Annotated in this window: 22 protein-coding genes; 14 read left to right on the top strand and 8 right to left on the bottom strand. The window is 63.3% G+C overall.

Features of this window, described 5'->3' with window-relative positions; all coding sequences use genetic code 11:
* Positions 1-187: 187 nt before the first annotated feature.
* Positions 188-595 (bottom strand): cupin domain-containing protein, encoded by a 408-nt coding sequence (locus tag AC0L3H_RS13250; protein ID WP_091600272.1) that lies wholly within the window; start codon positions 593-595, stop codon positions 188-190.
* Positions 596-705: 110 nt separating this feature from the next.
* Here AC0L3H_RS13250 and AC0L3H_RS13245 point away from each other — a divergent pair, with 110 nt between their 5' ends.
* The 6 genes from AC0L3H_RS13245 to AC0L3H_RS13220 all read left to right on the top strand — a co-directional run bounded on the left by AC0L3H_RS13245 (position 706) and on the right by AC0L3H_RS13220 (position 5,892).
* Complete coding sequence (locus AC0L3H_RS13245) at positions 706-1,497, top strand: ABC transporter ATP-binding protein (RefSeq protein ID WP_473585747.1); 792 nt, start codon at positions 706-708, stop codon at positions 1,495-1,497.
* 183 nt (positions 1,498-1,680) lie between these two features.
* The gene (locus tag AC0L3H_RS13240) at positions 1,681-2,211 is read left to right on the top strand and encodes an endonuclease domain-containing protein (protein ID WP_473585746.1); all 531 of its coding nucleotides are present in this window, start codon (positions 1,681-1,683) and stop codon (positions 2,209-2,211) included.
* Positions 2,211-3,089 carry an ABC transporter permease gene (locus tag AC0L3H_RS13235; RefSeq protein ID WP_128180650.1) on the top strand — a complete coding sequence of 293 codons (879 nt, stop codon included), beginning with the start codon at positions 2,211-2,213 and terminating at the stop codon, positions 3,087-3,089. Before AC0L3H_RS13240 ends, AC0L3H_RS13235 begins: the two co-directional genes overlap by 1 nt.
* On the top strand, positions 3,086-4,222 hold the full coding sequence (locus AC0L3H_RS13230) for an ABC transporter permease (protein WP_473585745.1): 1,137 nt from the start codon (positions 3,086-3,088) through the stop codon (positions 4,220-4,222). Before AC0L3H_RS13235 ends, AC0L3H_RS13230 begins: the two co-directional genes overlap by 4 nt.
* Before the next feature lie 82 nt (positions 4,223-4,304).
* On the top strand, positions 4,305-5,276 hold the full coding sequence (locus AC0L3H_RS13225; RefSeq protein ID WP_023798699.1) for an ABC transporter substrate-binding protein: 972 nt from the start codon (positions 4,305-4,307) through the stop codon (positions 5,274-5,276).
* Between the two features lie 166 nt (positions 5,277-5,442).
* Entirely contained in the window at positions 5,443-5,892 is a 450-nt protein-coding gene (locus tag AC0L3H_RS13220; RefSeq protein WP_473585744.1) for a CHRD domain-containing protein, read from the top strand.
* A 40-nt stretch (positions 5,893-5,932) separates the two neighbouring features.
* On the opposite strand, the gene AC0L3H_RS13215 is transcribed toward AC0L3H_RS13220, so the two are convergent.
* The 3 genes from AC0L3H_RS13215 to AC0L3H_RS13205 form a co-directional block, all read right to left on the bottom strand.
* Positions 5,933-7,582 (bottom strand): thiamine pyrophosphate-binding protein, encoded by a 1,650-nt coding sequence (locus AC0L3H_RS13215; RefSeq protein ID WP_473585743.1) that lies wholly within the window; start codon positions 7,580-7,582, stop codon positions 5,933-5,935.
* Entirely contained in the window at positions 7,579-8,754 is a 1,176-nt protein-coding gene (locus AC0L3H_RS13210) for a CaiB/BaiF CoA transferase family protein (protein WP_473585742.1), read from the bottom strand. The genes AC0L3H_RS13215 and AC0L3H_RS13210 overlap by 4 nt, the downstream gene beginning before the upstream one ends.
* Before the next feature lie 158 nt (positions 8,755-8,912).
* Positions 8,913-9,848, bottom strand: coding sequence for an alpha/beta fold hydrolase (locus tag AC0L3H_RS13205; protein ID WP_473585741.1), 936 nt, complete (start codon positions 9,846-9,848; stop codon positions 8,913-8,915).
* 197 nt (positions 9,849-10,045) lie between these two features.
* Here AC0L3H_RS13205 and AC0L3H_RS13200 point away from each other — a divergent pair, with 197 nt between their 5' ends.
* The 6 genes from AC0L3H_RS13200 (at position 10,046) to AC0L3H_RS13175 (ending at position 16,056) form a co-directional block, all read left to right on the top strand.
* Complete coding sequence (locus AC0L3H_RS13200) at positions 10,046-11,071, top strand: ribonuclease T2 family protein (RefSeq protein WP_473585740.1); 1,026 nt, start codon at positions 10,046-10,048, stop codon at positions 11,069-11,071.
* A 157-nt stretch (positions 11,072-11,228) separates the two neighbouring features.
* The gene (gene ettA / locus AC0L3H_RS13195; RefSeq protein ID WP_091594088.1) at positions 11,229-12,878 is read left to right on the top strand and encodes an energy-dependent translational throttle protein EttA; all 1,650 of its coding nucleotides are present in this window, start codon (positions 11,229-11,231) and stop codon (positions 12,876-12,878) included.
* A 58-nt stretch (positions 12,879-12,936) separates the two neighbouring features.
* Positions 12,937-13,179, top strand: a complete 243-nt coding sequence (gene relB, locus AC0L3H_RS13190; RefSeq protein WP_473585739.1) for a type II toxin-antitoxin system RelB family antitoxin — start codon at positions 12,937-12,939, stop codon at positions 13,177-13,179.
* Positions 13,176-13,967 carry a trans-aconitate 2-methyltransferase gene (gene tam, locus AC0L3H_RS13185; protein WP_473585738.1) on the top strand — a complete coding sequence of 264 codons (792 nt, stop codon included), beginning with the start codon at positions 13,176-13,178 and terminating at the stop codon, positions 13,965-13,967. The genes relB and tam overlap by 4 nt, the downstream gene beginning before the upstream one ends.
* Positions 13,968-14,173: 206 nt before the next feature.
* Positions 14,174-15,295 (top strand): beta-ketoacyl-ACP synthase III, encoded by a 1,122-nt coding sequence (locus tag AC0L3H_RS13180; protein ID WP_473585737.1) that lies wholly within the window; start codon positions 14,174-14,176, stop codon positions 15,293-15,295.
* 143 nt (positions 15,296-15,438) lie between these two features.
* Positions 15,439-16,056: an MOSC domain-containing protein gene (locus AC0L3H_RS13175; RefSeq protein WP_473585736.1), complete on the top strand. Its 618-nt coding sequence runs from the start codon at positions 15,439-15,441 to the stop codon at positions 16,054-16,056.
* 12 nt (positions 16,057-16,068) lie between these two features.
* Here AC0L3H_RS13175 and AC0L3H_RS13170 read toward each other — a convergent pair whose 3' ends face one another.
* The 3 genes from AC0L3H_RS13170 to tsaA form a co-directional block, all read right to left on the bottom strand.
* Positions 16,069-17,028 (bottom strand): aminotransferase class IV, encoded by a 960-nt coding sequence (locus AC0L3H_RS13170; protein ID WP_473585735.1) that lies wholly within the window; start codon positions 17,026-17,028, stop codon positions 16,069-16,071.
* A 101-nt stretch (positions 17,029-17,129) separates the two neighbouring features.
* Positions 17,130-17,441 carry a DUF2293 domain-containing protein gene (locus AC0L3H_RS13165; RefSeq protein WP_473585734.1) on the bottom strand — a complete coding sequence of 104 codons (312 nt, stop codon included), beginning with the start codon at positions 17,439-17,441 and terminating at the stop codon, positions 17,130-17,132.
* On the bottom strand, positions 17,438-17,974 hold the full coding sequence (gene tsaA, locus AC0L3H_RS13160; protein ID WP_473585733.1) for a tRNA (N6-threonylcarbamoyladenosine(37)-N6)-methyltransferase TrmO: 537 nt from the start codon (positions 17,972-17,974) through the stop codon (positions 17,438-17,440). The genes AC0L3H_RS13165 and tsaA overlap by 4 nt, the downstream gene beginning before the upstream one ends.
* Positions 17,975-18,117: 143 nt before the next feature.
* Here tsaA and AC0L3H_RS13155 point away from each other — a divergent pair, with 143 nt between their 5' ends.
* Positions 18,118-19,140 (top strand): ArsR/SmtB family transcription factor, encoded by a 1,023-nt coding sequence (locus tag AC0L3H_RS13155; RefSeq protein ID WP_473493937.1) that lies wholly within the window; start codon positions 18,118-18,120, stop codon positions 19,138-19,140.
* Positions 19,140-20,057, top strand: a complete 918-nt coding sequence (gene metF, locus AC0L3H_RS13150; protein WP_473585732.1) for a methylenetetrahydrofolate reductase [NAD(P)H] — start codon at positions 19,140-19,142, stop codon at positions 20,055-20,057. The genes AC0L3H_RS13155 and metF overlap by 1 nt, the downstream gene beginning before the upstream one ends.
* Before the next feature lie 592 nt (positions 20,058-20,649).
* Here the strand turns inward: metF and AC0L3H_RS13145 are convergent.
* On the bottom strand, positions 20,650-21,567 hold the full coding sequence (locus tag AC0L3H_RS13145) for a DMT family transporter (RefSeq protein WP_128167191.1): 918 nt from the start codon (positions 21,565-21,567) through the stop codon (positions 20,650-20,652).
* Between the last annotated feature and the right edge of the window lie 77 nt (positions 21,568-21,644).

Here is a 21,644-nt window from a genome sequence, read left to right as displayed (position 1 = left end):
TTCGCGGGGCCCGGGGGGTGTTGGCGCCCCAAGGGCGGTATGTGCCGGGGTGTTTGTTTGGGCCCCGGGGGCCCCCCCCCCCCCGCCCCCGCCCGGCCCGCCCGGCCGGGGCGATGAGGGGCAGCGCAAACCTGAAGCGATTGCACTGTCTCTATGCCCGATACCAATTGGCCGGCGGGTAGCCCGCCTATCGCGCGACCAGCCCCTCCAGTTCCGGCAGCAGCACGACGCTTTCCTGTTCGTTGGGATCGGTGCGGGCGATGACCGCCGAGGCCGGGCTGTCGCTCAGATTGGCCGGCAGATGCGGCACGCCGGCGGGAATGTAGAAGAGGTCGCCGGCCTTGGCGACGATCCGCTGCTCGAGCCGGTCGCCATACCAGGTATGGACCTCGCCGGAGAGCACATAGATCGCCGTTTCATGGCTTTCGTGCATATGCGCCTTGGCGCGGGCACCGGGCGGCATGGTGAGCAGGTGCATGCAGATACCGGTAGAGCCGACCGTTTCGGCGGCGATGCCGGCGAAATAACTCAGTCCCTGCTTGCCTTCATAAGAGCTCTCGGGGCGGATAAGATGGCAGGTGGGTTTGGATGACATCGGGCAAACTCTCGATCGAGTGGGACAAGATAAGTGGAAAGCAGCATTTTGGCAAAAGCAACGGGTAACCGGCCGCCGCGGCGGCGACGCGAAAAGCCAGGCTGCGGCCTATGACCGGACAGTCGCCAGCCGTCGTTTCGGCAAGCAAGCTCGGCCTGACCTTCCAGACCAGCGACGGTCCGGTGCAGGCGCTGTCGAATGTCGACCTGACCATCGGCAAGGGCGAATTCGTCTCCTTCATCGGGCCGTCCGGCTGCGGCAAGACGACCTTGCTGCGGGTCATCGCCGATCTCGAGAAACCGACATCGGGAAGCATCTCCGTCAACGGCGTGACGCCGGAGCAGGCGCGCGAAACCCGCGCCTATGGCTATGTCTTCCAGGCGGCCGCACTTTATCCGTGGCGCACGATCGAGCGCAATGTGGCGCTGCCGCTGGAGATCATGGGCCTGTCGAAGGCAGAGCAGGCGGCGCGCATCAAGCGCACGCTCGATCTCGTCAACCTGTCCGGCTTCGAGCAGAAATACCCGTGGCAGCTTTCCGGCGGCATGCAGCAGCGTGCCTCGATCGCGCGGGCGTTGGCCTTCGATGCCGATCTTCTGTTGATGGACGAGCCGTTCGGCGCGCTGGACGAGATCGTGCGCGACCACCTCAACGAACAGCTTCTGGAGCTTTGGGATCGGACCAACAAGACCATCTGCTTCGTCACCCATTCCATTCCCGAGGCGGTCTACCTGTCGACACGGATCATCGTCATGTCGCCGCGCCCGGGCCGCGTCAGCGACGTCATCGAATCGACGCTGCCGAAAAAGCGGCCGCTCGACATTCGCGAGACGCCGGAGTTTTTGGCGATCGCGGCGCGGGTCCGTGACGGCCTCAGGGCAGGGCACAGCTATGAGGATTGAGCGGGATGGGCTCCCTCCTCTCCCCGACGGGGCCAGCGGGCCCACCCATGCCTTCGTCTACTCAGTAAGACTAGGGCGGAGCCGCCGCGAAGCGGCGTTCATCGAGAGCGCGACCACCCACGCCTTCGTCATCCTAGGGCGAAGCAAGGAGCGAAGCGACGCGGCGCAGGGCAGGGCACAGCTATGAGGATTGAGCGGGATGGGCTCCCTCCTCTCCCCGACGGGGAGAGGGTGGCCGGAGCGAAGCGGAGGTCGGGTGAGGGGGCGGCGCCGACAGATCCGACGAAAAGAAATGTCGGGGCAACCGCTCGCGCTCGAAAGCTGCGGGTCGACGAAACCGAAGCTGAGTACCGACTTTGGGGGGAACTGAGAGGACGTCATCTCAACGGCTACAAATTTGTGAGACAAGTGCCGCTTGGACCTTTCATCGCGGATTTCGTTTGTCGCGAGAAGGGTCTGATTGTCGAACTCGATGGCAGCCAGCATGCGGAGTCACCAACCGACCCCGCCAGGACGGCCTGGCTGAATGGCCATGGTTATTCCGTTCTCCGGTTCTGGAACCATGAAGTTTTGGCCGAGCGCCGAGCGGTCCTTGATACGATCCTGGCTTGCCTCGACGGAAAGATTTCTACCCCCTCACCCGGCCTCCGCTTCGCTCCGGCCACCCTCTCCCCGTTGGGGAGAGGAGGGCGCCAGTCTGGCGAGGGCCGCTGATGGACTCCTTTCGCGACAAGATCGTTCCGGTGACCTCGATCCTCGCAGGCGTGGTGGTCGTCTGGTATGTTTTCGCCGTCATCCTCAACGCGCCGTTCCAGCGCGATCTCGACCGCCGTGCCGGCGAGACGCCGGGGATCGTGGAGTTCATCGGCAAGACGATGTCGCAGCCCAAGCCGACGCTGCCGGCGCCGCATCAGGTGGCGGTGAATTTCTTCGAGAACACGTTTCTGCGCAAGGTCACCAGCAATCGCAGCCTTGTCTACAATGCCTGGGTGACGCTGTCCTCGACGCTGCTCGGCTTCGCTTTCGGCACGGCGCTCGGCATCCTGATTGCCGTCGGCATCGTCCATGTGGCGACGCTCGACCGCAGCCTGATGCCGTGGATCATCGCCTCGCAGACCATTCCGATCCTGGCGGTGGCGCCGATGATCATCGTCGTGCTGGCGGCGATCGGCGTCACCGGCCTGATCCCGAAGGCGCTGATCTCGACCTATCTGTCGTTCTTTCCGGTGGCGGTCGGCATGGTCAAGGGGCTGCGTTCGCCCGAACTCACCCATCTCGACCTGATGCACACCTACAATGCCAGCCCCTCGCAGACCTTCTGGAAACTGCGGGTGCCGGCTTCGGTGCCGTTCCTGTTCACCTCGATGAAGGTGGCGGTGGCCGCCAGCCTGGTCGGTGCCATTGTCGGTGAACTGCCGACCGGTGCCGTCGCCGGCATCGGCGCCAAGCTGCTTGCCGGCGCCTACTACAGCCAGACCATCGACATCTGGTCGGCGCTGGTGGCCGGCTCGGTGGTGGCGGCGCTGCTGGTGATGGTGGTCGGCATAGCCGGGCGCCTCGTCGACCGCGCCATGGGCGGCAGACCGGCATGAGCGATCTCCTCAGCCTTGCGTCGATCACGCCCCGCTCGTGGCAAGGGTATGCTGCGCTCGCCCTGCTTGCCGTCGGCCTTTTTTCGGCGCCGCTTGTCACTGCTACGCCGGGCTATGACATCGCGACGGTGGCTTTGATCTTCATCCTGTTGCTGTTTGCGATCCAGGTGGATCAATTTCCACCTGCAATCGCGGCGACCTGTCTGTTCCTTGGGGCGCATGGCGCAGCGTGGCTATTGCTCGCCGGCATAACCGGCAACGAAGGCACCGCTCGCGCCTCGTTCTATCTGCTGCTCGCCGCGGCATGGCTTCTGGCCTGGCGCTGCGTGACGGTGCTGTCAGCGCTTCGCCCGGCCTCGCGCTGGGCGGCGACCGCCTTGCGGCTGATCATTCCGGCGATCTTCGGCGCCTGGATCCTGATCATCTGGGAGGCGGTGACGCGCGGTGCGGGCATTCCTTTCATCCTGCTGCCGCCGCCAAGCGCCATCGGCGTGCGCATCGCCAATTCGCTGCCGGTGCTGGCCGCCGACGTGCGGCAGACCATCTTCAAGGCCGTGATCTTTGGGTATGTGGTTGGCAGCGGTGCTGGCTTCCTCGCCGCCATCGCGGCCGACCGCGTGCCGTTCCTGCGCCGCGGGCTTTTGCCGATCGGCAATATGGTGTCGGCGCTGCCGATCATCGGCGTGGCGCCGATCATGGTCATGTGGTTCGGCTTCGACTGGCAGTCGAAGGCCGCCGTCGTCATCATCATGACTTTCTTCCCGATGCTGGTGAACACGGTCGCCGGGCTTGCCGCCTCCGGCCATATGGAACGCGACCTGATGCGCACCTATGCGTCGAGCTACTGGCAGACGCTGTTCAAGCTGCGGCTGCCGGCGGCAGCGCCCTTCATATTCAACGCGCTGAAGATCAATTCGACGCTGGCGCTGATCGGCGCCATCGTCGCGGAGTTCTTCGGCACGCCGGTGGTCGGCATGGGATTCCGGATTTCGACCGAAGTCGGACGGATGAATATCGACATGGTCTGGGCCGAAATCGCAGTTGCAGCACTTGCGGGTTCGGTCTTTTATGGCGTGGTCGCTCTTTTCGAGAGAGCAGTCACGTTTTGGCATCCCTCCGTCCGTGGTGGATAGGGCGGTGGCGGGTTTGGAATCAGGGTCGGATTGAAGGTCCTGGTCCTAAAAGGGTGAACACTTAACTCCAGAGGGTAAAAGCATGAAAAGACTTGTTGTTTCGATGCTGGCCGGCGCGATGTCGCTTGCCGCGTTCCAGGCGATGGCCGCAGACAAGGTGACGCTGCAGCTGAAATGGGTCACGCAGGCCCAGTTCGCCGGCTACTACGTCGCCAAGGACAAGGGTTTTTATGAGGCCGAGGGCCTCGACGTCGAGATCAAGCCGGGCGGCCCCGATATCGCGCCCGAGCAGGTGATCGCCGGTGGCGGCGCCGACGTCATCGTCGACTGGATGGGCGGTGCGCTGGCCGCACGCGAAAAGGGCGTGCCGCTGGTCAATATCGCCCAGCCGTTCAAGAAGGCCGGCATGCAGCTGGTCTGCCCGAAGGACGGCCCCGTCAAAACCGAAGCCGACTTCAAGGGCCATACGCTCGGCGTCTGGTTCTTCGGCAACGAGTATCCGTTCTACGCCTGGATGAACAAGCTCGGCTTGAAGACCGACGGCGGCCCGGATGGCGTCACCGTGCTGAAGCAGAGTTTCGACGTGCAGCCGCTGATCCAGAAGCAGGCGGATTGTATTTCGGTCATGACCTACAACGAATACTGGCAGCTCATCGATGCCGGCTACAAGCCGGAAGAGCTGATCGTGTTCAACTACTCGGCCATGGGCAACGACCTGCTTGAGGACGGTCTCTACGCCCTGGAGGACAAGCTCAAGGATCCGGCCTTCGAGGACAAGATGGTGCGTTTCGTGCGCGCCTCGATGAAGGGCTGGAAATACGCCGTCGACAATTCCGACGAGGCGGCCGGCATCGTGATGGACAATGGCGGCCAGGACGAGAACCACCAGAAGCGCATGATGGGCGAAGTCGCCAAGCTGATCGACAATGCCGACGGCAAGCTCGACCCGGCGACCTACGCGCGCACCGCCAAGGCGCTGCTCGACCAGAAGATCATCACCAAGGAGCCGACCGGCGCCTACACGACCGCCATCACCGACAAGGCCATCAAGTAAGCCGTCAACCAGGGCCTCTGGGGTCCGCAGTTTGAAAAAAGGGGACGGGCGACCGCCCCCTTTTTGGATGTAAAATAGCCGTTACCGGTGGAAACATCCGCTCGCCACAACCGTTGTTCCAGTGCATCCTGCTTCAGCGGATGTCATCGCCACAACGGAGAATTCCATGCGCATGCAATCCTTCTCGCCGATGCTTTCGGCGCTCGCCATTTCGGCTTCCTTCCTGTGCGCTTCACCGGCCTTGGCCGACATGATGAAGATGAAGGCGACGCTCGATGGCGCTCAGCAGAATCCAGCCGTCACCACGGAGGGCAAAGGCGAGGCCACTCTCGGCTTCGACACCGACACGAAACAGCTCACCTGGAACGTGATGTATTCAGGTCTCAGTGGACCGGCGACGGCCGGACATATTCACGGTCCGGCAGCAAAGGGTGAAAATGCCGACGTCGTCGTCCCGTTCAAGGGCGCTCCGAAAAGCCCGTTCAAGGGGGCGGCGATCCTGACCGACGCGCAGGCTGCCGACCTGATGGCCGGCAAATACTACATCAACATCCATACGGCGGCCCACAAGGACGGCGAGATCCGCGGGCAGATCGAGAAGGCGGCGACGATGTAGCATAGGCCGCCGAAGGGCGCTCCAGCTTATGCCTCTGCGCTCACGACCTGTCCCGTATCTGGGTCATCGTCCGGGTCGGCGTGATCGCCTCGGGGTCGAGCCTGATCTCGACGATCGACGGCTTGCCGCTGGCACGGGCGCGTTCGAAGGCCGGCGCGAAGTCGGCCGTCTTCTCGACGGTTTCGCCATGGCCGCCATAGGCGCGGGCGAGCGCCGCGAAGTCGGGATTCTTCAGGTCGGTGGCGACGACGCGGCCGGGATATTCGCGTTCCTGGTGCATGCGGATGGTGCCGTAGATGCCATTGTTGACGACGACAACGATGATCGGCAGATCGTACTGCACGGCGGTGGCGAATTCCTGGCCGTTCATCAGGAAGCAGCCGTCGCCGGCGAAGGCGATCACGTCGCGCTCGGGAAACAATTCCTTGGCGGCGACCGCTGCCGGCGTGCCGTAGCCCATCGAGCCGGAGGTCGGTGCTGCCTGCGTGGCAAAGCGGCGGGAACGGTGGAAGCGGTGCACCCAGGTGGCGTAGTTGCCGGCGCCGTTGGTGAGTATGGCGTCGTCGGGCAGCATTTTTTCGAGATAGTTCATGATCGGCCCCATCTGGACGGCGCCGGGGCCGCTTTCGGGCGGTGTCGACCAGTCGAGATAGGCGGCGTGCAGCTTCGGTGTTTCATCCGCCCAGACCGGCGAGGCGGCCGGCTTGCGCCCGGCAAAGGCTTCGACGAAGGCGGACGGCGAGGCGTTGATCGCCAGCGTCGGCCGGTAGACACGGCCGAGCTCGCTGGCGTCGGCATGGACATGGACCAGCGACTGGTCCGGGTAGGGGCTCTTCAGTAGCGTGTAGTCGGAGGACGGCATCTCGCCCATGCGGCCGCCGATCAGCAGCACGAGGTCGGCCTGCTTGATGGCGGTCGCCAGCTTCGGGTTGATGCCGATGCCGACATCGCCGGCATAGCTGGGGTGGAGATGATCGAACAGCATCTGGCGGCGGAAGGAACAGCCGACCGGCAGCGACCAGGCTTCGGCGATCGTCCGCATCCGCGCGACGGCCTCCGCATCCCAGCGCGTGCCGCCGAGGATGACGAAGGGGCGCTTTGCCTTGTTGAGAAGCTTTTCCAGAGCATCGAGCTCGGCCTCGCCCGGCCGCGTTTCGACCGGCGTGTGGGGCAGGGCTGCCGGCGCCTCGGCAAGGCTGGTCAGCATGTCTTCCGGCAGCGAGATGACGACCGGGCCGGGACGGCCGGATGTCGCCACCGCGAAGGCGCGGGTGACGAATTCGGGGATGCGCGCGGCGTCGTCGATCTCGACCACCCATTTGGCGATGTCGCCGAAGAACCTGACGTAGTCGACCTCTTGAAAAGCCTCGCGCTGCTTGGCGTGGCTGGCGACCTGGCCGATGAACAGGATGACGGGCACCGAATCCTGCATGGCGATGTGGATGCCGGCCGAGGCGTTGGTGGCGCCGGGGCCGCGGGTGACGAAGCAGATGCCTGGCTTGCCGGTCAGGCGGCCATGGCAGTCGGCCATCATCGCGGCGCCGCCTTCCTGGCGGCAGACGATGGTGCGGATCGGCGAGTCGTGCAGCGCGTCGAGCACCGCAAGGTAGGATTCGCCGGGCACGCAATAGATACGGTCCGTTCCGTTGGCTTCGAGCGCATCGACAATCAGTTGTCCGCCGGTCTTCATTTTCCAGACCTCTCCAGTTCGGCAAGGATTTCTTCGGTGTGTTCGCCGAGACGCGGTGAGGGCCGCTCATAGACCAGCGGCGTGCCCGACATGACCATCGGCGCGCGCACTGAGGGCAACAGATTGCCATGGCCGTCGTCGAGGTCGAGCCGCATGCCGCGCGCGATGGTCTGCGGATCGGCGAACATCTCGCCGATCGTGTTGATTGGGCTGGCAGGCACGCCTGCCGCCTCCAGCCTGGCCAGCAGCGGATCGCGATCGAAGGTTTTCAGCGCCTCGATTATATGCTCGCGCAGCGTCGCCCGGTTGGCGACCCGGGCGGGATTGGTGGCGAAATCGGGGTCGGATGGCAGCTTGTCCAACCCGACAGCCGCGCAGAACTTGGCGAACTGGCCGTCATTGCCGATGGCCAGGATGATGTGGCCGTCCTTGACCGGCACCACCTCGTAGGGCGCGATGTTCATATGCGCATTGCCCATCTGCACCGGCGATTTTCCCGAGACCAGATAGTTGAGGTTCTGGTTGCCGAGCGCCGAGATCTGGCTGTCGTAGAGCGCCATGTCGATATGCTGGCCTTCGCCGGTCTTCTCGGCATGGCGAAGTGCGGCCTGGATGGCGATCACCGAATAGAGGCCGGTGAAAATGTCTGAAATGGCGACACCGGCCTTTTGCGGCTCGCGGCCGGCCTCGCCGGTGATCGACATCATGCCGGCCATGCCCTGGATGATGAAGTCATAGCCGGCGCGTGGCGCATACGGCCCGTCCTGGCCGAAGCCGGTGATCGAGCAATAGATCAACCGCGGGTTGATTTTGCGCAAGCTGTCATGGTCGAGGCCGTATTTCTTCAGGCCGCCGACCTTGAAGTTTTCGATCAGCACGTCCGATGTCGCAGCCAGCCGGCGCACTGTCTCGGCGCCTTCGGGCGTCGAGAAATCGACGGCGATGGAGCGCTTGCCGCGATTGCAGGAATGGTAGTAGGCGGCCGAGAGGTTTTCGCCGTCATGGCTCATGACGAAGGGCGGACCCCATTTGCGGGTATCGTCGCCGCCATCAGGGCTCTCGACCTTGATCACGTCGGCGCCGAGATCGGCAAGCAATTGCCCCGCCCACGGCCCGGCCAGGATGCGGGCGAGTTCGATTACGCGGATGCCTTTCAGCGGAGGCTCGGTCATGGATCACCGTGATTGATCGAAGGCGCAGGCTCTGGTTTTCTTTTTATGCATGTCGTTATCCCAAAACCGCTGCGCACTTTTGGGCAACATGCACTATCAATCCCGCGTGCCGAAGTCACGGTTCTTGCAATGGGCCAACCGGACCGTGCCAATCTCGGTCAGGCTTGTTTCAGTACGCTGTCGGCCCATGCGGCGAAATCGTCCATGATGATATTTCGATTCACCTCGTTCAGGCTTTCGTGGCGGGTCTCGGCGTAAACCTTTGAAACGAGATTCGAAAAGCCCATCCTGTGCAGGCGCCCAGCGAGATGGCTGACCGCCTTGCCACCGCCGGTGGCGGGATCCTTTTCGCCGCCGACCAGGCAGATCGGCAGGGTCTTGCGGATGCCGGAAAATTTGGTGTCGTCGGCGCCGTCGAAGACAAAGCCGAACAGGTCACGCCACATCGACACCGAGGCATCCCAGCCGCACAGCGGATCGGCGATGTATTTGTCGACTTCGGCCGCGTCGCGCGACAGCCAGTCGAATGGCGTGCGGTGATCGGGGACGGCTTTGCCCCAGGCCTGGAAGGTCAGTCTCGGCAGCAGGCGCGACGGCATGTCGGAGCCGAGCCGGAATTTTTCCCAGGCCAGGATGATTTGTGCGGCACGGCCGGCGAGCCCGGCGGATAAATTGGCGTTCCAGATGGCTGCGGCGTGCAGCCGGTTCGAATGATGAAGCATGAAATTCAGCGCGACGAGGCCGCCCATGGAATGGCCGAAGACGATGACCGGCAAGCCGGGATGGTCGCCGGCGATCAGGTCGTGCACCGCCGCGACATCGGCGATGACCTTGGCGCCGCCATCCACTTTGGCGAATGTGCCGAGCGGAGCGTCTGGCGCCTTGGTTGCGCCATGGCCGCGATGGTCATGGGCATAGACATGGAAGCCACACTCGCCCAGAAAGGTAGCGAAGCGGACATAGCGCGCCGCATGTTCGGCCAGTCCGTGATTGATCTGGACGACCGCGCGCGGGCGGCCCTCGGCGCGTTTCACGTAAAGGTTGAGCTCGGCGCCGGTCGGCGATCGCAGCACGCGCTGCTGGCTGAATGACATTGTCGCTTCGTCTCCAACGCGTCTTTAGCGCCTGCGAACGTTTGTGTGCGCCGACGCCGGTTTTGCGTCAATCCGTTCGCGGTGTTTTGCAGCGCTGTTCTTGCGTCGCAACGCGGGTATCGCAATTCTGACATGGAGAATTTGCTACCGAGAGAGCGGCAGTCTGTTGCCCAGCATTATTCAACCGGAGAGTACCCATGCGTACGCTGACAGATCTTGTTTTTGGATCGGCGCTTGTCGCCGCGTCGCTGACGGGTGCTGTGCGGGCCGAGGTCAAGATGAGCGGCTCTTTCGTCGCCGACGCCATCTGTCCAGCCACCCAGGCCATCAGGAGCGGCAAGAACCCGGGCAATATCGCGACCGATGCGGGACAGAGCTACGAGCTTCTGGCTGGCAACAAGGATGCTCCCACCCACTATCTGATCCGCGTGCCCGGGGCCGATCCGGAGCGCCGCTGGGTGAAGGTCGATTGCGGCCATGTTTCGGGCGGCAGCGCGTCCACGGAACCGGCAGCTCCTGTGCCGGCCGACCAGGAGAAGCCTGCTGAGCCGGCTTCGCGAAAGCCCGAATATGTCCTCGCGCTGAACTGGCAGCCGGCGTTTTGCGAAACCAGGCCCGGCAAGACCGAATGCAAGGCGCAGACCGCGGCCGGTTTTGAGGCGACGCATTTCACCTTGCATGGGCTGTGGCCGCAGCCGAACGGGAATTTCTATTGCCAGGTGGCAGCGGCCGACAAGGCGAACGACAATCCGGCGCACTGGCAGTACCTGCCGCCGGTCGAGCTCGAGCCGAACACCCGGTCGGAGCTCGATCAGGTCATGCCAGGCACCGCATCCGCTCTCCACAGGCATGAGTGGATCAAGCATGGCACCTGTTACGGCAAGAGCCAGCAGGCGTATTTTTCCGATGCGCTGAACTTGACGCGCGCGGTGAATGCGTCATCGGTGCGTGATCTTTTCACGCAGAAAATTGGCCGGGATCTGACCTCCGACCAGATCCGCGCCGCCTTCGACAGTGCCTTTGGTCCCGGTGCCGGCGATCGGGTTCGCGTCTCCTGCGTGAACGATCCTTCGAGCGGCAGGCGGCTGATCGGCGAACTGACGCTCGGCCTGACCGGCCCAATCGGTCCGAACTCTTCGCTCAGTGAGCTGCTGCTGGCCTCAGTGCCGACGAACAATGCCGGCTGTCCGAAAGGCATCATCGATCCGATCGAGTTCCAGTGACACTGGATGCCTATGCGCCGATGCCGATCGCGCCCGTCTCGGCCGGAAGACAAATCCGAAATGCCAAAACAGTTTGCCGTTCGGCGCGGCATCGCCTACATAGCGCGCAACTTCCATTCAATCCGACATTCCAGTCGACTTTTCAGGGAAAGCGCGCGTGGCACGCCAGTTCATCTATCACATGGCCGGCCTCAACAAGGCCTATGGCACCAAGAAGGTGCTCGAGAATATCCACCTCTCCTTCTACCCGGACGCCAAGATCGGCATCCTCGGGCCGAACGGCGCCGGCAAGTCGACCATCCTCAAGATCATGGCCGGCATCGACAAGGAGTGGAGCGGCGAGGCGTGGCTGGCCGAAGGCGCCACCGTCGGTTACCTGGCGCAGGAGCCGGCGCTCGATGCGAGCAAGACCGTGTTCGAGAACGTCATGGAAGGCGTCGCCGCCAAGACCGCGATCATCGAACGCTACAACGAATTGATGATGAACTATTCCGACGAGACGGCCGACGAGTCGGCCAAGCTCCAGGACGAGATGGACCGGCTCAACCTGTGGGATCTCGAACAGCAGGTCGAGATGGCGATGGAAGCGCTGGGCTGCCCGCCCAAGGAAGCCGACGTCACCAAGCTGTCGGGCGGCGAGCGCCGCCGCGTGGCACTGTGCCAGCTGCTGCTGCGCCAGCCCGACCTTCTGCTGCTCGACGAGCCGACCAACCATCTCGACGCCGAGACGACGGCGTGGCTGGAAAAGCATCTGCGCGCCTATCCCGGCGCGGTGATGATCATCACCCACGATCGCTACTTCCTCGACAATGTCACCGGCTGGATCCTCGAGCTCGACCGCGGCCGCGGCATTCCCTACGAGGGCAACTACACCAAATATCTCGAAGCCAAGGCCAAGCGGCTCAAGCAGGAGGGCCGCGAGGACGATGCGCGCCAGCGGGCGATCGGCCGCGAGCGCGAGTGGATCCAGTCCAGCCCGAAGGCACGGCAGACCAAGTCGAAAGCGCGCATCCAGGCGTTCCAGGATCTGCTGGATGCGGCCGACAAGCGGCGTCCGAGCGACACCCAGATAGTCATTCCGCATGGCGAGCGGCTCGGCAATGTGGTGATCGAGGTCGAGGACCTGTCGAAGGGCTTTGGCGACACGCTGCTGATCGACGACCTCGAATTCAAGTTGCCGCCCGGCGGCATCGTCGGCGTCATCGGCCCGAACGGCGCCGGCAAGACGACGCTGTTCCGCATGATCACCGGCCAGGAAAAGCCGGATGCCGGCACGATCCGCGTCGGCGAGACGGTCAAGCTCGGCTACGTCGACCAGAGCCGCGATGCGCTCGACCCGACCAAGACCGTCTGGGAAGAAATCTCGGGCGGCGCCGAAGTGGTCAAGCTCGGCAAGTTCGAGGCCAACACCCGCGCCTATTGCGCCTCGTTCAATTTCCGCGGCGGCGATCAGCAGCAGAAGGTCGGCAATCTGTCCGGCGGCCAGCGCAACCGTGTCCATCTGGCCAAGATGCTGAAGACCGGCGGCAATGTGCTGCTGCTCGACGAACCCACCAACGATCTCGATACCGAAACGCTGGCGGCGCTCGAAGACGCGCTGGAAAACTTCGCCGGCTGCGCCGTCATCATCTCGCACGACCGCATGTTCCTCGATCGGCTGGCGACGCACATTCTTGCCTTTGAGGGCGACAGCCATGTCGAGTGGTTCGAGGGCAATTTCGAGGATTACGAGCAGGACAAGATCCGCCGGCTCGGCCCCGACGCCATCAACCCGCACCGCATGACGTACAAGCGGCTGACGCGGTAGCAACGGATTGGTTGCAAGCCTCCCAGGCTGCTCGTAGAATCACCGGAAGGAGACAAACATGCTTAATGTCGAGCTTCCTACCGCGCTGCAAAAGCGCCTTGAGATCGTGGCAAGGAAAACTGGCCGGACAAAACACGACGTGGTCGTTGCCGCCATTGTCGAGCAAATTCAGGATTTGGAGGACGGACTGATCGCCCTCGAACGTCTTAACGATGATGAAGGTGACTGGCTTTCTCTGGCCGAAGTCAAGGAACGACTGGGATTGGACGATGCAAGCGACAGCTGTGACGTCCATCGGTGAATACAGTCGCAAAAGCAAAGCCCGACTGGTCCGCCGCCCAATATCTCAAATTCGAGGACGAGCGCACTCGGCCGGCGCGCGATCTCGTCGCGCAGGTGCCGGTGGCGGTGCCGCGCCGGGTGGTCGATATCGGCTGCGGGCCGGGCAATTCGACGCAATTGCTGGTCGAGCGCTGGCCGAGCGCTGAGGTCAGCGGTTTGGACAGCTCGCCCGACATGATCGAGAAGGCGAGGGCACGTCTGCCGGAAGTGGCCTTCGAACTGGCGGATGCGGCGGCGTGGCAGCCCGAAGAGCCGGTCGACGTGATCTTCGCCAATGCGGTGTTCCAGTGGCTGCCCGAGCATACGGCGATCTTCCAGCGGCTGATGGGATTTTTGGCGCCGGGCGGCGCGCTTGCCGTGCAGATGCCCGACAATATGGGCGAGCCGTCGCACCGGCTGATGCGCGAGACGGCGGCCGAAATGCCGTTTGCCAAAAAGCTCGAGGGTGCTGTGCGCGGGCCGCTGCCGCCGGTGTCGTTCTATTACGATCTTTTGTCGCCGCTCTCCGACCGGCTCGACATCTGGCACACCGCCTACAATCATCCGCTGGCCGATGCCGGGGCGATCGTCGAGTGGCTGAAGTCGACGGGGCTGAAGCCGTTCCTCGATCCGCTCGACGCGGACGAGCGACGGTTTTTTCTCAAGCGCTACACCGCTGGGATAACCGAAGCCTATCCGAAGACGGCGAACGGCAAGGTGTTGCTGCGTTTCCCGCGCCTTTTCATCGTAGCACGGCGCGCTGCCTAGAAACGATTGGCCACACCGAGACGCACTGCCTGGCTGCGCTTGATTCGGTTTCGCCACAATGCGCATCTCAGCCACGCAAGGTTGTGGTCTTTTGCCTCAGGCCCTTGATTTAAGCCGGCTTAAACTAGCTTGATGCGAATCATGTTGCGCCGAACTCTCGCGGCGCCCACATCAAGCCGCAGCGCCTGCGCATGGGACGAACTGAAATGCATCGCGTCATCATCAGCGGCATCGGCGTTGAAATCCCCGAGCCTTCGATCACCAATGAGGAATTGGTCGACAGCTTCAATGCCTGGGTCGAGATGGAGAATGTCCGCCGCCAGGCTTTGGGCGAGACGCTGCTGCAGAAATCGGACAGCGCCTTCATCGTCCATGCTTCGGGCGTGCAGACGCGCCATGTGATCGAGCGGGAAGGCATTCTCGACCCGACCCGCATGGCGCCGCGCATTCCGGCGCGGCCGGACGACGCGCTGTCGCTGGAAGCCGAGTTCGGTATCGCATCGGCCAGGAAAGCGCTCGACCATGCCGGCCTGGAGCCACCTGATGTCGACCTGGTGATCTGCTCGGCCTCCCATCACCAGCGGCCCTATCCGGCGATCGCCATCGAGATGCAGCAGGCGATGGGCACGAAGGGCGCCGGCTTCGACATGGGCCTTGGCTGCTCGTCGGCGGCGGCGGCGTTGCATATTGCGGTCAATCTGGTGCGGGCAGGCGCACACAGGCGCGTGCTGGTGACGACGCCCGAGATCATCACCGGCCATCTCAACTTCCGCGACAGGCAGACGCATTTCATCTTCGGCGACGCTTCGGTCTCGATGGTCGTCGAGGGGCTTGCCCAGGGCGACAAGCGGCCGGGACGCTTCGAGGTGCTCGACACCCGGACCTGGACGCAGATGTCCAACAACATCCGCACCAATCTTGGCTACTACACGCGCACCACCCAGGACGATCCGTATATGATCAACCTGGAAGGCAACCTGATCAAGCAGGTCGGCAACAAGGTGTTCAAGGAAGTCACCGTCGCCGGGCACAAGTTCATCGTCGAGTTCCTGGCCGAGCATGGGCTGACGCCGCAAGCGATCCGGCGCTTCTGGCTGCATCAGGCCAATGCCCGGATGAACGCCATGATCCTGAAGCTGTCGTTCGGCCACGAGGTCGACCATGACCGCGCGCCGATGGTGCTTGAGCGCCTCGGCAACACTGCCGGCGCCGGTGCAGTCGTCGCCTTGGCGGAAAACCACGCCGACATGAACGCCGGCGACTATGGCCTGCTCTGCGCCTTCGGCGCCGGCTACTCGATCGGCGGGGCGCTGTTGCGCATGCTCTGATCGATCTTGGCGCGAACTGCACCGGCATTGGAAGGCGCCGGTGTAATCGCATCAGCCTGCTTGATTGGAGCATCAGCGCTTTCGACTGGACCTAATGAGCTCACTGCGGCTAATTGCTTGGCATCTTGCAAGGAGCGAAGCCTGTGCTGGACCTCTTCCCCGAGACCGACAACCCGGTCGAAATCATCCCGGCGCGGAAGCTTGCCGCGCGGGTGGCCGCGCTTTACGTCGCGCCATCGGATCATTTCGAGACACGCGCGGTGGACGAATTGCGGCTTGGCTTCGACGGCATCGACGGCGATTTCCACGCTGGCGCGACGCGGCGCTCCGGCGGGCGCGAGCCCTGGTATCCACGCGGCACCGAGATGCGCAACGAGCGCCAGCTGTCGATCGTGGCCGCGGACGAGCTGGCGATCGTGGCAGGGCGGATGGCCATCGCCGAGATCAAGCCGGAGTGGATCGGCGCCAATCTGTTGATCGAAGGTCTGCCGCATCTCTCGATGCTGCCGTCCGGCACGCTGCTGTTCTTCAAAGGCGGCGTCACCGTCAAGGTCGACGCGCAGAACGGACCTTGCCGCATCGCCGGGCGATCGGTCGCCGAAAATGCCGGAATGGCCGACCGTGAAGCCGGCGCGCTGTTGTTCCCGAAGGCGGCAAAGCGGTTGCGCGGCCTTGTCGCCTGGGTGGAAAAACCAGGCCGCATCACGGCCGGCGAGGCGATTTCGGTGCGTGTGCCCGAGCAGTGGATTTACCGGGCCTGAGGCCAGGGATGGTCAGGGATAGTGCACCGGGCTGCACCAGGCCGGATCTCCGTGCTTTTGCCAATAGATCGCCATGAGGCGCCTGGTAATCGCACCGACCTTGCGGTCCGCGACCGGAACACCGTCGATCATCGTTACCGGCATGATGCCGCCGGCGGTCGAGGTGATGAAGACCTCATCGGACTGACGCAGGGCAGCGACGCTGACATCGGCCGCGGCAACGGCAAGCCCTGCCTCCGCGCAGAGATCGAAGACGGTGCGGCGGGTGATACCTGGCAGCACGCCGACAGCCGGCGTCAACAGTTTGCCGTCATCCACGCAAAAGATGTTGAAGCCGGGGCCTTCCGCGACATTGCCGTTGAAATCGAGGAGCAGTGCGGTCTCGGCGCCGCGGTCATAGGCGTCGTAGAGGCCTCGCACCAGGTCGAGCCAGTGGTAGTTCTTGATTGTCGGATCGATCGAGGCTGGTGGGATGCGCACCTTGTCGCTGATCGCCACATGCAGGCCGCGCTGCAATTGCTCAGCATTGGCAACCGAGCCGAAGGGAACGGCGAACGCCATGAAGCGGTTGATCGCGTCGCGCGGGTCGCGGCTGAAGGTCGGCGAGGCGCCGCGCGTGCACAGCATCTCGACATAAGCGGCGCGATGACCCGACAGCGCCACGCAGTTGTGGAGGATTTCGGCCACGCCATCGCGGTCGAACGGGACCGTCATGCGCAGTTTTTCCAGCCCGCCGAAGAAGCGATCGAGATGCAGATCGAGGCGGAAGAAACGACCGTCCCAAACATGCACCGTGTCGTAGGTGGCGTCGGAATGCAGGAAGCCCCAATCCAGCATCGAGATTTTGGCTTGCGACATCGGCAGATACTGCCCGTCCAGGAAGGCAATACCATGGGGGTAGGAGTGCGGGTCTATGTGATGGGCGGAGAGCGAGGGCAGTGGTTTGGTGTGCGGATCGATCAAGTTGCTCATCACGTTCTCCGTCAGGTCGACTTCGTCGAACGCGATAGAGCGCTGCGGCGGTTGGCACAAGACACAGGCCGGGGTTGCGGATGAGCCATCGGGGTATCTGGTTATTCCTCGTCCTCATCCTGGAGCAGACGGGTGGCGCGCCAGCGGGTCAGCACTGTGTTGGTCTGTTCGATGACGAAGAAGCGCGCGGAATCGCGGTCATATCCTTCGGCCAGCAGCTTCTCGTAGTCGGTGTGCATGTGACGGATGTGGGCTATTGTCGCCAGCCATACGGCAATGCTCGGCGGCAAGCTCTTCATATGCACCCCGCCGGCGTCGGCGCGGATCTTCTCCATGTCGGCATAGGGCGCCAGCGGCAAAAGCGCTGTCAGCGCCTTGGCGATGGCGCGGCGGCGACCGGTCGGCGCGTTCATCGCCCGACCTGTCCTGGCATGACCTGTCCGGGCTCGTCCAGTCCGGCAATGGTCGCGTCGGCAAAGGCATCGGTCGAAGCGAAATAAGGCTTGATGTCGATGACCGGCGTGCCGTCGAGCACGTCGATGGCATCGAGATCGATACGGCCCGTTTCGATGTCGAGGGCGACGAGTTTTGCGATATGCAACCCGACCGGGTTCGGCCGGGCCGGGGAGCGCAGCGAAAAAACGCCTTTCGGTTCAGCCGCATGGCGGGGTTTCTGAACAATCAAGGTCCGCGGTGCGTGGTGCAGCCAGGACAGGATGATGACGTGGCTGGCGCGTTCAAGCCCGAGCAGGCCATCGCGATAAGGCAGCTCGATCGTCAGAACCGCCGGCCGTCCCGTTTCCCGCGCGGCCTTCATGTTCTTGGGGCAAGTTTCCCGCGTGGTCCAGGGCGAGGCGATGCGGCCGATGAAGACGACATGGCCGTCCGGCGGCATATCGGCGGGATCAGTTTCCAGAAGCTTTTCGCCGCTGCGCGTTTCGAACATGGTTTTCCACCCGATCATGCATCCGGCTGTTGGCGATCCGCACCGCATGCGTCATTTTCTTGTCCGGGAGCGACATAGCGCTTGCAAGCCAATCAAAATCGACATAAACATATGTTTATATCTTTTTCAAAGAGAATGCTCGCATGCATGTCGCGCTCGACACCATGGTAGATACATTGAAGGCGGCGGCCGAATCCAGCCGGTTGCGCATCCTGGCGTTGCTGTCGCGCGGCGACCTCACCGTTTCCGATCTCACCGAAATCCTCGGCCAGTCGCAGCCGCGCGTCTCGCGCCACCTGAAGCTTTTACTGGAGGCGGGGCTGATCGGCCGCTATCAGGAGGGCTCATGGGCCTTCTTCCGGCTGTCGGATTCGGATGCGGCGCGGGGTTTCGTGCTCAGGCTGGTCTCCGGTATCCGGGGTGCCGATCCGCAGGTCGAGCGTGACCTCGAGCGGTTGGCGGCGGTCAAGCGCAAGCGGCAGGATCGCGCCGCCGAATATTTCTCCGCAAATGCCGCAAGCTGGGATCACATCCGCTCGCTGCATGTGCCGGACCGCGCCGTGGAGGCAGCGTTGCTCAAGCTCGTCGGCAAGCGGCCGTTCCAGTCGATGCTCGACCTTGGCACTGGGACCGGGCGGCTGCTCGAGATCTTTTCGCCGCTCTACCGGCGCGGCATCGGCATCGACATGTCGCGCGAGATGCTGACGGTGGCGCGCGCCAATCTCGACAAGGCCGGCATTTCGAATGCGCAGGTGCGCCAGGGCGACATTTTTGCGCCGCCGGTCGAGCGCGACGCCTTCGATCTCGTCACCATCCACCAGGTGCTGCACTATCTCGACGATCCCGCCCGCGCCATCCGCGAGGCAGCAAGGCTGCTGCGTCCGGCAGGCCGGCTGGTGATCGTGGATTTCGCTCCGCATTCGCTGGAATTCCTGCGCGACGCCCACGCGCATGTGCGGCTCGGCTTTGCCGACCGGCAGATCACCGAGTGGTTTTCCGAGGCCGGGCTCGACCTCGAGGAGAGCCAGGAATTCGAGCCGCGCGCCGGCAACGAACCCAGGCTCACCGTAAAACTGTGGCTCGGCCGTGACCAGCGCATGCTGATCGCCGATCCTTCCAACCACGCACAACCGGCCAATGCCTTTCCGATAGGGGAAACCGCCTGATGAACCAGTTCCGCTTTTCCCGCCGCCCTGACATTGGCGACAAGATCAGGGTTTCGTTCGAGTTCTTCCCGCCGAAGAGCGACGAGATGGAAGCAAGGCTGTGGGACACCGTCACCCGGCTGCAGCCGCTCAAGCCGAAATTCGTCTCCGTCACCTATGGCGCCGGCGGCTCGACCCGCGAGCGCACGGCGCGCACGGTCAAGCGCATCCTCAACGAAACGACGCTGACGCCGGCGGCGCACATGACGTGCGTCGATGCGGCGCGTCTCGAGGTCGATGAAGTCATCCAGGAATTCGCCGACATGGGTGTCACCCGCTTCGTCGCCCTGCGCGGCGATCCGGCCGAGGGCGTCGGCGCCGCCTATCGTCCGCATCCGGACGGCTATGCCAATGGCGCCGAACTGGTGGGGGCGCTGAAAGGTGTCGGCGATTTCGACATCTCGGTCTCGGCCTATCCGGAAAAGCATCCGGAGAGCCCGGATTTCGCCACCGACATCGATATGCTGAAGCGCAAGGTCGACAATGGCGCGACGCGGGCGATCACCCAGTTCTTCTTCGACAATGACCTCTACGAGCGCTATGTCGAACGGGCGCGGCGGGCCGGCATCTACATACCGATCGTGCCGGGCATATTGCCGGTCCACAATTTTACTCAGGTCGCCAATTTCTCGGCGCGCTGCGGCGCGCTGGTGCCGGCGTGGATGGCCGAGCGCTTCGACGGGCTGCAGACGGACCCGCAGACGCATGCGCTGGTGGCGTCCGCGGTGGCGGCCGAGCAGGTGCTGGACCTTGTCGAGCGCGGCGTCGGCGATTTTCATTTCTACACCATGAACCGCGCCGATCTGGTCTTCGCCGTCTGCCACATGATCGGCATCCGCTCGCACGAGGCTGAAGCCGCGGGGTCCGCCGCGGCGTAACTCCCCGTCAAATCCGGGATGCAAAAAGGCCGGGTAAAAAACCCGACCTTTTCAATGACTTGGACTATTTTGTGCTGCTTCCGTTGCTTGGCGGGTCTACGGAAGAAAGCCCATAATCAGCGCCCCGATGAATGCAAATGCAGCACAAATCATCAATGCGTTGATTGGCCTGGTAAGCCCCATGTCATAGCCTCCTCTTAAAGAGCTATGGCCAGAGTCTAGGGGCATTTCTGCCACAGGCAAGCGGAAACTATGCTGCAATGCGACGACAATGTGGAATTTGCGACAGGCCATTTGCCGTTAGGCATTGAAACTCTTCGGCAAAATCCCGCTTCGGCCCTGTGTACAAAATGTGACGGAGCTGGGGCAAGAATGGGTATGGCAGCGCTACCGCCGCTGAAAGTCGGAATCGATTTTCGCGTCGGTACGAAGATTCGACAAGTTGGAGCGTCGTTTGGGCGTCCGATTGGACCCTCAAGCGTGTCAGGCCTGGGAAGCGACCCGCTTCAGCTTGTTGGTCATGCATGTCGTTATCGCAAACCGCTACGCACCCTCGGTTCAAGCCCGAGGGCGTGCTTTTGGGCGATATGCATCAGCGTCGGCCGAACAGGCGGCCGTCGATGGTGACGAGGCCGATCGCGATCAGCGCCATGCCGCCGAGCTCGAACAATTCGAGCCGTTCGCCCAGGAACAGAAAGCCGAGCAGGATCGCGCTGGCCGGCACGATGAGCGTGACCAGCGAGGCGTTGGTGGCGCCGGCCGAGGCGACGAGGTTGAAATAGAGGATGTAGGCGAAGGCGGTGGACAGCAGGGCCAGCGCCAACACCGCCGCCCAGACCGGCGGCGAGGCCGAAAACAGGTTGGCAGTGCCGTGGCCAAGCAGCACGATCGGGATCATGATGATGGTCGAAGCGGTCAATTGTCCAGTGGCGATGACCGGTGATGGCACACCCTTGAAGCGGCGGGCGATCATCAGGGCCACCGCATAGGACAGCGAGGCGCCGACCAGCGCGAATTTCGCCCAGACCGGACCGCCCAGCCCGGCAAGCAGGCCGGGACCGATCATCACCGCCGTGCCGACGATGCCGAGCGCGATCCCGGCAAGCTTGTTCCAGGAGAGCTTTTCGTCTGATGTCAGCGCGTTGGCGAGGATCAACGTCCAGAACGGCGTCGTCGAATTGAGCACCGAGGCGACACCGGCGCCAAGCTCGGTCTGGCCGGCGAAGATCAGCGAGAACGGTATGACGTTGTTGACGAGCGCCAGCAGAAAGAACAGGCCGGCATGCGGCAAGGCGATGCGGAAGGACGGACCGCGCAGGCCGAGATAGAGATGCAGCGCAAGCGCCGCGATGGCGACGCGAAACAGCACCAGCACCAGCGGCGGAATCTCGGCAACCGCAATGCGGGCAAAGAAGAACGAGCCACCCCAGATCGCACCGAGCAGCAGAAGCTGCGCCCAGTCTTTCAAGACCATGGGGCCGCGCATTGCCGTCGTGGTTGTGATCGCCATGGAGAATCCTCCCGGATGGTTCTGAATGCCAAGTCAATCAGGCGTCTGTCCAGGCCATATCCTGTTCGATGGCAAGG

The sequence above is a fragment of the Mesorhizobium sp. WSM4816 genome (assembly GCF_055811535.1).
This window is presented reverse-complemented; position numbering and strand designations above follow the sequence as displayed.